Below are 11936 nucleotides of genomic sequence, written 5' to 3'. Positions count from 1 at the left end.
GTGCTCGTGACAACCGACGAGGGGATCACACACACACTGCGCATCACGCTATGGGACTATGCACGCGTCACACCTTTATCGCCTCAACGGTTGGGGGACGGCTGGAAGCCGGTGGCCGTAACATGGGAACCGTAACACGCCTGTCGTCTTTCCAGCGGGGGTGACCTGAGCCGAAAATTGTAGCCAAGCGGAATGAAACACCCGAGCAAATCGTGACGATGCTGCGCGAGGCAGAAACCAGCGGCGAGACGATCGAAGGCTTCTGTCGGCGCAAGGGGATCAGCGAAGTCAGCTTCTATCGTTGGCGAGCGAAATACGGCAGGTTGGATCAGTCTGAGGCGAAGCGACTCAAGGCGCTGGAGGCGGAGAATGCCAAACTCAAGAAGCTGCTGGCTGAAGCGATATTGGCCAACGACGTGCTCAAGGAGGTGGTGCAAAAAGTGACCACGCCGGAGGGTCGTCGAGCGGTGATTGGACAGATGATGCAAGTGGGCTTGGCTGAACGAGCCGCCATTCGGTGGAGTCCGTGGTCCACACACGTGGCGCTGTATGACCCCAAGCCGGTTGCACGCGATGCCGAGCTTGTGGAACAGATGAAGGTGATGTCATTGTTGTATCCGCGCTTCGGCTACCGGCGCATTGCGAGCATGCTGCATGAGAGCATCAAGCGGGTACGGCGACTGTGGAGCAGGCATGGCTTCAAATTGGGCGAGAACAGGCCAAAACGCAGGCGATCACGCAGCAACGAAGATGAACGGCCGCACCAAGCTGAGCATGCTGATCACGTGTGGACGTATGACATCCTCGCAGGGACGTTCCGCATCGAAGATCGGCTGGCCGATGGCAGCATGTTCAGAATGCTGTGCGTGCTGGACGAGTTCACGCGCGAATGTCTGGCGATCGATGTGGCGCGCACCATCCGTGCCGCCGATATCATTCGGGTCTGACACGTGATCATGGATGTGCATGGGCGCAAGCCTGAGTTCAGCCGTTCCGACAACGGCGGGCAGTTTGCCGCCAACGACGTGATGGCTTGGCTCAATGAGCACATGGTTGGCCCAACGTTCGTCGATCCAGGCTGTCTGTGGCAGAATGGCTTTGTCGAATCCTTTCATGGCAAGTTCAGAGATGAGTGCTTGAACCGCGAATGGTTCAAGTCAATCCAGGAGGCGACGATTGTGATTGAGCAGTGGCGGGCAGTTCTACAGTGCCAAGCGACCGCCTGGTTCGCTGAACTACTTGACACCAGCCGCATTCGCCGCCCAGCACGCTCACATGTCAGTGGCCGAGTTCAGCACAGCTTGTTGAGCGGAGACTATCACTTCGACTGACCACAAAAAAGGCCCAGGCCACCCAGTGCCTGAACGCCCTGATTCAACAGGGCTAATCCTTGTGATTAGCCCTGGCTTACCTCGCTGATGAGTTCGATGATCGTCGTGAATGATGCGTAAGTCTCGCAAGCTTCTGCTACTGGGCAGCGGGTTTCTCGTCCTACTTTTCATGCTCGGCCTGACTCTCCTACCCATTCGCGGGCAGGTAGTCGTCATCCCTGGCGATGCGACAGACGCGCTGGCGTGGCCGCGGGTGGTCATCGAATCCCAGGACAGCCGGTTCACCGTGGTTGCGCTCACCGAGGCCGACCCAAAAGTGCACGTAGCCATGACCCTCGACGGCAGGCACGTGCCGCTGCTCGACTGGCGGCAGAATCCGGGCACTGTGCCTACCTGGACGTGGCGCTGGCGCTTCGAAGCACCGAATGCGCCGAGCTACGCGCTGCACTTCTTCCACGATTGTGCAGCCGGCTGCTTGGATTGGACGCGCGTGCAGATCGGGCGAGCAAATCCCGAGGCCGCTCTCAACATAGATCGCCGCGCTACTAAGCTGTGCGCTGTGTGGGCAAACCCAGAGCGCAACTGGCACAACCGCGCAGCATGGTCGGTCGAGCTGACCTATGCTGCGCAAGCTTACGATGGCTATAACGCCGATGATCTGGCATGGCGCGTGTGGCGCAATAGCCGCGCCGGCCTGCGCACACTGGTGCGCGTGGACTACGACAAAGGCCAGACCATCCCCCCAACCGGCGACTATCTAGCCTTGGAACGCTACTTGGGCTACCTCACCCGCCTTGCCCGCGATGTGCGGTTGCGCGCCGTCTATGCCTTCATCGTTGGCAGCGGATTTAACGAGCGAACCAGCAATGTCCAATCTCCTGAACAACCGGTGACGCCAGAATGGTATGCGCGCGTCTTCAACGGCTACGGCGAGCCAGCGGATAACACTCACAACGCTGTGCAAGCGATGCGCGCCGCGCGGCTCGATGTGCGCGTGTTGGTCGGGCCGGTACGCCCATGGGTCGCTGATCAAACTGGTGCGCGCACCTATGCTGTTGACGCGCCGTGGTTGAACTATATGAACACGGTGGTGGCGGCATTGGATGAGGCTGCACGCGCCAAAGCCAAAGCCGGTATTTCACTCGCTGCGCCCGATGGATTCGCGCTGAACGCCTTTGGCCGTCCCAATGCACCGGAGATGCAAGCGGCTCCCGCTGCCGAAGAGCCGCAACGCGATCTGCGGCGGGCCGAGTGGAACGGCGCGCAGGCAGGATTTCGCGTGTATCGGGATTGGCTGGCCATCATCAACAGCTATCCGAGCACGCGTGGCTTGCCCGTGTATATCACGGCGTCTAACACGTTTGCGCCCGGCGAAGTTACGCCCCCGGCACAGAACTATCCTACAGGTTGGCTGACTTCGGCGCTGGCAGCGATCAACGCCGAACCGCAAGTGCAATCGCTATGCTGGTTCATGGATTGGCTCCCCGACGACGCAAGCTGGGACGCCTTTAGCTTAACTAACCGTCAGGGCAAGCTGGGTGATGCCGCCGACGAGTTCGATGCTCTCCTGCGCTAACGTTTTGAAGTATTTCCTCTTTGTGCCTCTGCTGCATCGCAGTCGAATTGCGCTTCACTGAAACAAGCGCAGGAGGTATACGGCGAGGGCTTTCGCCGGTTCGAGCAAAGATGATCGTCGCGCCCCGGATACCCCCAGCGCTCGAACCAAGGCGCTCGCTGCGCCTATCCCTCCAGGCCGCGATAACAGCGCTGCGGCGCTCCTCCGGTGAGGGGCGCCGCAGCGGCATCCAGGTGATGTGGGTCGTCCGGCTCAGGCCGGCATGCCGTTCTGCGAAGGCGCAGGGGCCGGCAACGCCGCTAAGCCGATGACGGCTCGAAATTCATTGGCGTCCAGCGTTTCGCGTTCGAGCAACGCCTTGGCGACGGCCACCAGCTTGTCGCGATTGTCGGTCAGCAACTGCTTGGCCCGGCTGTAGGCCCGCCAGATGATCTTGCTGACCTCGCTGTCAATCTTCTCAGCGATCTTCTCGCTGTAGTTCCGGCCTTCTGCGATCTCGCGGCCCAGGAACACCAGATCGCTGCGCTCACCGAAGGACACCGGCCCGAGCTCGTCGCTCATGCCGTAGGCGCGCACCATGTTGCGCGCGATGTTCGACGCGCGCTCCAGATCGTTGACCGCGCCGGCCGTCACGTCCTCAAACACGATTTCTTCGGCGGCGCGTCCGGCGAGCATGTAGACCAGTTGCGCCTCCATGCGTTTCTTAGTCATCGAGAGCGACGTTTCGTCTTTCTCCGGCGCGAGCCAGGTCACGCCGCCGGCCATGCCGCGGGGCACGATCGTCACCTTCTGCACGGCGATCTCGGCCTCCGGCGTCAGCGCCGCGGCGACGGCATGGCCGGCTTCATGGTAGGCGACGATTTCCTTCTCACGCGGCGTCATCAGGCGGCTGCGGCGCTCGGGGCCGAGGGCGACCTTCTCGATGGCCGCTTGCAGTTCGGCTTGGCCGATCTCGGTCTTGCCGCTGCGTGCGGCGAGGATGGCAGCTTCGTTGACCAGGTTCTCGATGTCCGCGCCGGTGAAGCCGGGGGTCTGACGCGCAATCAGCGCCAGGTCCACATCGGACTTGAGCGGCTTGCCGCGGGTGTGCACCTTCAGGATCGCCTCGCGCCCTCGGACATCCGGGGCGTCCACGGTGACGCGCCGGTCGAAGCGGCCTGGGCGCAGCAGCGCCGGGTCGAGGATGTCGGGCCGGTTCGTGGCCGCGGTGATGATCACGTTGGTATCGGTGTTGAAGCCATCCATCTCGACCAGCATCTGGTTGAGCGTCTGCTCGCGTTCGTCGTTGCCGCCGCCTAGTCCGGCGCCGCGCTGGCGGCCGACGGCGTCAATTTCGTCAATGAACACGATGCAGGGGGCGGCCTTCTTGGCCTGGTCGAACAGGTCGCGCACGCGGCTCGCACCCACGCCGACGAACAGCTCGACGAACTCCGAGCCGGACAGGCTGAAGAACGGCACGCCGGCTTCCCCAGCCACCGCCTTTGCCAGCAGCGTCTTGCCCGATCCGGGCGGCCCGACCAACAACACCCCCTTCGGAATACGCGCGCCGAGCTGGATGAACTTCTCGGGGTTCTTGAGAAACTCCACAATCTCAACCAACTCTTGCTTGGCTTCGTCGCAGCCGGCCACGTCGGCAAATGTCACCACCGGATTCTCGCTGGTGATGCGGCGCGCGCGGCTGCGTCCGAATGAGAACGCCTGATCTGCGCCGCTCTGCGCCCGGCGCATGGTGAACAAGAAGAAGGCACCGACCAGCAGCACTGGCAGCAAATACAGCAACACGCCCGAGATCTGGGTGATGAAAGGAACGGACTCGACGGAGTAGGTCAGGCCGTTCAGCGCTTCGGTGGACACGCCGAAGTTCTTCAGCAGTGCGCTGGCGTCCACGTTCGTTTCCTTGTTAACGACAAGGGGCATAGCAGGCGCATCTTTGCGACGCGCACGGATGGTGGCGCCATCGGCGGAGATCGTCAGCTCGGTGATATTGCCGGCGTTAATCTGGCGAACGAGTTCGGTCAGGTCAGCGTTCTCGGCTCGCCGCGTGGTGCTCGCAAACTGCATCACCGCGTATGCGATCACCAGCGTAATCAAGATGATCGGAATAACATTGTTTCGTAGACTCTTAGGCATTGCTTTGTCCCTTTATCCAAAAGCCGGATGATCACCCGCGCAACCGATCCAGTTTTAGGACCCTACGAATACCACGGGTATATTAGTCGGGCGTGAGATTACGGCAGCCAGTATAAATCACTCAGCCGCCGTTCAGTAATTAGGAGGAACATGCTACCCGACTACCGCGTCCGCCAGCGCGATTACCTGCTCGAGATCAGCCGCGCGCTGACCTCGCGGCTCAACCTGAGCGAGGTGTTGCGGCTGATCTTGCAACAGGCGACGGACATGCTGAATGGCCAGGCGGCGCTCATCGCGCTGGTTGAGCCGGACGCGCGTTACACCATACGGCAATCCTACGGAATTCCCCAACCCTTGTTAGATCAGCTCAGGCCAATTCTTCAACGGACGGAGAATGTGGACGAGGCTGTGACGGCGCTGGAGCGCAATCTTGTGGCCATTGCAGAGAGCGTGGGGTTGGGGTTCTGGGAGGTGGTCTCGCTGCCGCTGAAGGTGGAAGGGGACGAGTTTCTCGGGGCGCTCTACGTCTTCCGCATTCGAGGCGGTGGATTCAGCCGCGACGACCGACGGATCTTGCAGAGCTTTGCCGATCAGGCCGCTATTGCCGTCAACAACGCCCGCCTGTACGAGCAGCTCACGCATGAAAAGCGCCGGCTGGATGCGATCCTCGAGTTCAGCGCCGACGGCGTGGTCATCATGGACGGCGCGCATCGCATTCAAATGTTCAACCGCGCCATGTCGAACCTCATCGGCGTTCCGGCCGCCGAGGCGATCGGCAAAAAGTTCGAGGAGGTGCTCGTGCTGAAGAACAAGCGCGCCGGCACTACGCTTGAGGAGGCCGAGGCCAAAGGCTGGCCGATGGTGGGGACATCGCCGACGCTATTTGTCGAGGGCGATCTGCAGCGACGCGGCGGCGGCGTGATCAGCGTCGAGATCACCTTTGCCGCCTTGCTCAACCGCGAGGGGCGGTTGGTGAACATCATCGCCGACGTGCATGACCTCACTCGGTTTCGCGCGGCGGAGGAGATGAAGGCCACGTTCATCTCGGCGGTGTCCCACGAGTTGAAGACGCCCGTCGCACTGATCAAGGGTTATGCCAGCACGCTGCGACGCGCCGACGCGCAGTGGGATGAGGCAACCGTCCGCGAAAGCCTGAAGGTCATCGAGGAGGAAGCGGATCACCTGGCCGAGTTGATCGAGAACCTGCTCGACGCCTCGCGCGCTCAGGCCGGCAACTTTAAGCTGACGCCGGTGGAATTGGATATTGACGATTTAGTGGTGCGGGTAGCAAAGAAGTTCGAGGCGCAGACGCGATCACACAAAGTCATCGCCGATATCGCGTCCGATATGCCGCTGGTGTTCGCCGACGAGGCGCGCATTACGCAAGTCCTCAGCAACCTGATCTCGAATGCGGTGAAATACTCCCCGCCGGGAAGCGAGATCCGCATCACCGGCCGCGCTACGCCGAACGAAGTGATTATCACCGTGGCCGACCAAGGCATAGGCGTGCCGCCGGAGGAACGCAGCAAAATCTTCGAGCGCTTCTACCGATCGGAAAACGCCATCCGGCGCGGCACTCCCGGCGCCGGCCTAGGGCTATACCTGAGCAAAGCCATCGTCGAAGCCCACGGCGGCCGCATCTGGGTGGAAGGCAACGACGACGGGCAACCCGGCTCACGCTTCAGCTTTAGCCTGCCGCGCGCGGCTTGACGCATCGGGCTACCTTCCGGGCTGTCAACCGACCTGAGGGCCGGGCCTGCATTGAGCTGATCGGCGTCGGCGAGGGGTTCTGCGCACCGCTGCGGCGCATGGCCGGCCTGCGAGCCTGCCCGGCGCTGCGCATTTTGCCGTGATCACGACCGGCACGCCGGCTGGACATCAACACAGCGGCAGGACAACCCAGAGAACCCAACGCCCTAATGACCTGGCGCGCCGGACCAAGTCAACGTTATCTTCACACAGTCCGGGTCGTTGAAAGCAAGATCGAACGCCCGAGGCGCGTCATCGGCCGGCAGGCGATGCGTGATGAGCGAGCGCACCTCGACCTGACCGGCCGCAATGGCGTCGCGCGCGCGCGCCAGGTCGCCCGGCGCCCACTCTTTGCTCACCGCAAAGGTCAACTCTCGCAGGAAAGCCGGCATGTAAGGCAGGTCAATCCGCTCGTAATAGCCCAGCAGCACCACCCGCCCGCCTTTCTGCACATTCATCAGGCGTGGAGCAATCGCCTCCATCTTGCCGGTCGCGTCGATCAAGATCGCACACGTCTTGTCGAGCGCAGCCACGGCGGATCCGTCCTCCGCCTTGAGCGCGCCGTCCTCGGCCAGCAGCTTCACATCGGCTACGGCCAGCCGCAGGCGCGAGGGCACCTTGTCGCTGACCGTCACACGCGCGCCGCGCGCCTTTGCGAACCTCGCCGCGAGTTGGCCGACGACGCCCTGCCCCAACACCCATACCTCCGGCGCAGCCTCCCCGCCGCATGCCTGCCCTGCGCCGAAGGCCACATCCACACCGTGCAGCGCCGTCGCAGCCAGGGCCAGCAGCACGCCCTGCTCGTCGGTCAGCGACTGCAGGTCGGTCAGATGCGATTGCGGGGTGACGATGTAGGCGCTCTGCCCGCCGAAGGCCGGATTGACCCCGACAAAGCCGTAGGAGCCGCCGACATACACGCGCTTGCCGAGCCAGGCCCGCGCGTTCGCGCCGGCCTCAATCACTTGGCCCACCGTCTCGTAGCCGGGCACAACGGGGAATTGCAGCATCGGGTGGGGCATCACGCCGCGCAGCAGCATGCGCTCGGTGCCGGCGCTGATGCTGGTCAGCGTGGTTTGCACCAGCACATCGTCGGCGCCGAGCGGCTTCAGCTCGACCTCGCGCAGCTCCACGGTATGCGCCGCAGGAATCACAATCGCTTTCGTCTTCATGATTTCTCGCTTACTTCCTCTTCACCCCCGCGGGGGATGCGCGCCATTCATCCGGCGGGATCGCGCGGCCCGTTGCGGGCGTCACCGATGCGTCACGCCCTCCAGGCGATCCTCCAGATCGGCATACAGCGCTTTGAGTTGTTCGACCGTGTCGTCGTCCGCTTTCCACAAGCCGCGTCCGCTGGCCTCCAGCAGCCGCCCCACGATGTTGCGCATCGCCTGCGGGTTGGCTTGTGTCAGGCGTTCGCGCATGACCGGGTCGAGCGCATAGGTCTTCGCCGCATCGGTGTAAATCCAATCGTCCACGCAGCCGCTCACCGCATCCCAGCCCAGCAGGTAGGTGAAGCGATTGCTGATCTCGGCCGCGCCGCTGTGGCCGTGGTGCAACATGCCCTCGTACCAGCGCGGATTGAGCAGCTTGGTGCGATACTCAGCGCGCAGCACCCGATCCAGGTCATCAATGCGCGTCTCGGCGGTGTAGCTCTCGATGTAATTCAGCTTCACCGGCGCGCGGCTGCGCTTGCGCACGGCCAGGTGCAGTGCGCCGGACGACGAGAAGTAGTGGTCTATGTCGGCCACGCCGAACTCCACCGAGTCAATCTCCTGAACGACGCGGCCAACGGTGCTGAGCATGCGCTGCAAGACCTCTGGCGCGTGCTGGCCGTTGCGCCCACCGCCATAGGCGTAGGCGTTGCGGCGCACGAACAACTGGTCGAGGTCATCCTGCGACTGCCAGGCCGAGTCCTCCACCATGTCATCCACGTAGGTGCCGTATTGCCCCGGCGGCTGGGTGAACAAGCGCGCAGTCGCCTGCTCAAACGTCATGCCATCGCGCATCGCCGCTTCAACATGCTTCTTGATGAAGTTCATCTCAACCGGCTCATCGGCGCGCGCGGCGTCCTTCACCAGCCGGTCGAGGTGATCCATGAGCAGCTCGAAGGTGTCGCGGAAGATCGGGCTGAGGTTCATCAGCACGTCAATGCGCGGCCGGCCCAGCTCCTCCAGCGGGATGAGTTCGTAGTGGCTGATCTTGCCCTGGCCGTCGTGATGCGGCCGCGCGCCGATTAGGCGCAGCACCGTGCCGATGGCCTCGCCTTTGGTCTTGATCGTGTCCAGGCCCCAGAGCACCTGCGCGATCGTCTCTGGATATTGGCCGGCGTTCTCGGCGAGGTGCTTCTCCAGCAAGGCTTCGGCGATTTTTGCGCCGCGCGCATAGGCCAGCTCGCTGGGGATGCGCCACGGGTCAATCGCGTGGATGTTGCGACCGGTGGGCAACACACTCAGGCCATCGCGGATCAAGTCGCCGCCGGGCGCTGGCGGGATGTAACGCCCGTCGAGGCCGCGCACCACGGCCTCAAGTTCGGCGCGGTTGTCGCCGAGCATGCGCGCCATCGCTCGGCCCACCTGGGCTATCTCCATCAGCGCCTCAGCGTCGTCGGCGGCGATGGACGTGCCGTTGTGAGTCGCCTGATGCAGCGCCGACGCCGGCGATTCGCCGCGGAACACAGCGCGTTCAACGAAGGCCCGGCACGCCTCATCCACCCGTTCCCTGGCACGCAGCGCTTCGGGGTCGCCGCGTCGCGCCAGCGCCGCCAGCTCGGCGTACGATGTCGCCGGCGCGACATCACCCAACGTCTCTCTCAGCATCACATCGGCCAGCGCGCGATGGCCGCCGCGCACCTTCAGCGCCTCGGTCACCGTGACGATCTGCGATTCCGTTGGCGCGGCCTCGCCGAAGACGTGCAGCGAAGTTGTGATCAAGCGCTGCTCTAGGTCGCGCAGATAGACGTAGAGCCGCGCAGCGTAGTCGGAAAACGGTTCTCCTTGCAGGCGCGGGCAGTCGGCATCCAGATTGGCCAGCGCGACTTTGTTCAGCACGGTCTCTTCCAGAGCTTCCTCAGTTTGGCCGCGCCGTTCGATCTGCCGCTCGCGATAGTCTTGCAGCATATCCTTGAGCGCGGCCAACTCCTTGTATAGGCCGGCGCGCGCCATCGGCGGCACGGCGTGGGAAACCATTACGGCGTAGCCGCGGCGTTTGGCGATGTTCGCCTCGCTGGGGTTGTTCATCGGGTAGAGATAGAGCTGCGGTAGCTCGCCCAGCAGCGCGTCCGGCCAGCAACTGCGCGTCATGCCGAGCTGCAAGCCGGGCATCCACTCCGCCGAGCCGTGCATGCCGACGTGCACCAGGGCGTGCGCGCCGAAGCCCCGGCTGATCCAGCGATAGAACGCCAGATATTGGTGGTGCGGGGTGTTCTCCTTGTCGAACAGCAAGCGCATCGGGTCGCCGGTGACGCCGAAGCGCGGTTGCACGCCGATGTAGATGTTACCGAGGCGCAGCCCGCCGATGAACACCGCGTCGCGTCCTGCCGGTGCGATGTCGCCCGGCCACGGCCCCCAGCGCTCCTCCACGCGCTCACGCTCGCGCGGCGTCGTCCACTGCTTGAATTGCTCCTGCGTCACGGCCAATCCGTCGGCGCGCGGGGTGGTCGCTGCTTCCAGTTGCTGCAACAGCGCCTCCGGCGTCTCCGGCAATTGGCCGACGTCGTAACCCTCGGCCTGCAACCGCCGCAGGATGTTGAGCAGTGAGCGCGGCACGTCCAGCAGCGCCGCCGTCGCTTTCTTGCCCAGGCCGGGCGGATAGTCGTAGACGATAAAAGCGATCCGCTTATCGCGGTTAGGCGTATGGCGCAACGTCGCCCAACGGTGCACCAGCGCGGTCAGCCGCTGAAGGCGGTCCGGCGCGGTCTGAAAGCGGCCGTTGTTGATCGCGCCGAGGATGACCGGGTTCACCGCGCCGTCCATCTCCGGCAGGGCATACGTGGCTGCTGCCTGCATCGGCCCGACGCCGATCTTCTGCCAAGAGACGAAGTCTTGCACGTAGAGCGGCTGTGCGACGATGTAGGGCGCGTCCAGGCGCGCCAGGATTTCGACCGCCGCGTCGCGATGCGCGCCGGGCAAGGTCGAGCCGGCCGGCCCGCCCACCAGCGCAAAGCCGATCGTGCTGACCAGCGCATCAACTCGCTCGTGGGTCAGCCAATCGCGCACGACGACGTGGCCTTCGACGCCCGCGACGAAGATGGGCAACACGTCCAAGCCGGCGCCTTCCATCGCCCGGATCATCTCGTCTATGTAGCCGCGATCCTGCATCAGATGCTTACGGAAGAAGAGCAGCGCCACGGCGGGTTGATGATCGGTAACCGATGATTGATGATGGATGGTGAGCGATCGTCGTATCTCCCTCTCGCCTTGTCTGCCTGTCCCTTGGTCACCCGGTCGCCCGGTCGCCTTGTCTCGACGCTTCCGCCAGTCGCGATAGGCCTTGATGTCTTTGAAGAAGCGAGGGGCGTCGGGGTGATACAGCCCCATCATCGGCACCTCGACCACCGGCGGCACCGCGATCGGCCGGTTGAAGTACTCGCGCAGGATGAACTTGAACATGCTGCTCACGTTGACGGCGAGCGGCTGGTTCCAGTAAATGTTCACCTGCATCCAGTTCTTGAAGTCGCGCGCCTTGGCCGGCATGAAGCGCATCATGGTCTGCATCAGCTTCATCAGCTTGGTATAGCCATAGAGCGTGTCTTCGTCGCGCCCGTGCACCAGCATGCGCGCGATCTTCTTCACCGGCTCGGGCATGCCACCCTTGCCGCCGGACTTGCCGGCGACCACGTAATCGCCGACGCGGTTCAACGCCATCACTTCAGGCATGGACTCGTAGGCGAAGACGACGCTTGCGCGCGATTGCTCGACCTGCGCGCGCAGCCAATCCGCCTGCTCCTTGAAATTGATCATGCTGACGAACAGGCAGTCGGCGTCGCGAATGGCGCGCGCCGCCTCCGGCGAACGCGACTCCAACTCCCATTCGGTGAACTGGACGAGGTTGGCCTCGCCGGCCAGGTCAGCCTTTACCTCGTCCCACACGCCCTTGTTGAAGTGCTCGAGGCCGACGATGGCGACGATATTCGGTTTGTCGTTCATAGCTGC

8 protein-coding genes are annotated in these 11936 nt (G+C 63.4%); 5 read left to right on the top strand and 3 right to left on the bottom strand.

The genetic code is table 11. The features are described 5' to 3' along the window. Window positions 1–176: 176 nt before the first annotated feature. The 3 genes from GXH28_RS10560 (at window position 177) to GXH28_RS10550 (ending at window position 2907) form a co-directional block, all read left to right on the top strand. On the top strand, window positions 177–947 hold the full coding sequence (locus GXH28_RS10560; RefSeq protein ID WP_320447948.1) for a transposase: 771 nt from the start codon (window positions 177–179) through the stop codon (window positions 945–947). Between the two features lie 9 nt (window positions 948–956). Further along, on the top strand, window positions 957–1331 hold the full coding sequence (locus GXH28_RS10555) for an integrase core domain-containing protein (protein WP_240550335.1): 375 nt from the start codon (window positions 957–959) through the stop codon (window positions 1329–1331). 109 nt (window positions 1332–1440) lie between these two features. Continuing rightward, the gene (locus tag GXH28_RS10550) at window positions 1441–2907 is read left to right on the top strand and encodes a hypothetical protein (RefSeq protein ID WP_169238987.1); all 1467 of its coding nucleotides are present in this window, start codon (window positions 1441–1443) and stop codon (window positions 2905–2907) included. A gap of 252 nt (window positions 2908–3159) precedes the next feature. Here GXH28_RS10550 and ftsH read toward each other — a convergent pair whose 3' ends face one another. Beyond that, complete coding sequence (gene ftsH, locus GXH28_RS10545) at window positions 3160–5037, bottom strand: ATP-dependent zinc metalloprotease FtsH (RefSeq protein WP_206156803.1); 1878 nt, start codon at window positions 5035–5037, stop codon at window positions 3160–3162. 150 nt (window positions 5038–5187) lie between these two features. Between ftsH and GXH28_RS10540 the strand changes: the two genes are divergently transcribed. Together GXH28_RS10540 and GXH28_RS10535 are read left to right on the top strand one after the other, a co-directional pair. Further along, window positions 5188–6747 carry an ATP-binding protein gene (locus GXH28_RS10540; RefSeq protein WP_169238986.1) on the top strand — a complete coding sequence of 520 codons (1560 nt, stop codon included), beginning with the start codon at window positions 5188–5190 and terminating at the stop codon, window positions 6745–6747. Continuing rightward, the gene (locus tag GXH28_RS10535) at window positions 6744–6890 is read left to right on the top strand and encodes a hypothetical protein (protein WP_169238985.1); all 147 of its coding nucleotides are present in this window, start codon (window positions 6744–6746) and stop codon (window positions 6888–6890) included. The genes GXH28_RS10540 and GXH28_RS10535 overlap by 4 nt, the downstream gene beginning before the upstream one ends. A gap of 63 nt (window positions 6891–6953) precedes the next feature. On the opposite strand, the gene bchC is transcribed toward GXH28_RS10535, so the two are convergent. Together bchC and bchH are read right to left on the bottom strand one after the other, a co-directional pair. Continuing rightward, window positions 6954–7955: a chlorophyll synthesis pathway protein BchC gene (bchC, locus tag GXH28_RS10530; RefSeq protein WP_169238984.1), complete on the bottom strand. Its 1002-nt coding sequence runs from the start codon at window positions 7953–7955 to the stop codon at window positions 6954–6956. Window positions 7956–8036: 81 nt separating this feature from the next. Next, window positions 8037–11930, bottom strand: a complete 3894-nt coding sequence (bchH, locus tag GXH28_RS10525; protein ID WP_169238983.1) for a magnesium chelatase subunit H — start codon at window positions 11928–11930, stop codon at window positions 8037–8039. Between the last annotated feature and the right edge of the window lie 6 nt (window positions 11931–11936).

The sequence above is a fragment of the Candidatus Roseilinea sp. NK_OTU-006 genome (assembly GCF_012931985.1).
Lineage (GTDB): Bacteria > Chloroflexota > Anaerolineae > J036 > Brachytrichaceae > JAAFGM01.
Note: the sequence above shows the minus strand (reverse complement) of the source record. Positions and strands in the feature narration are given on the sequence as shown.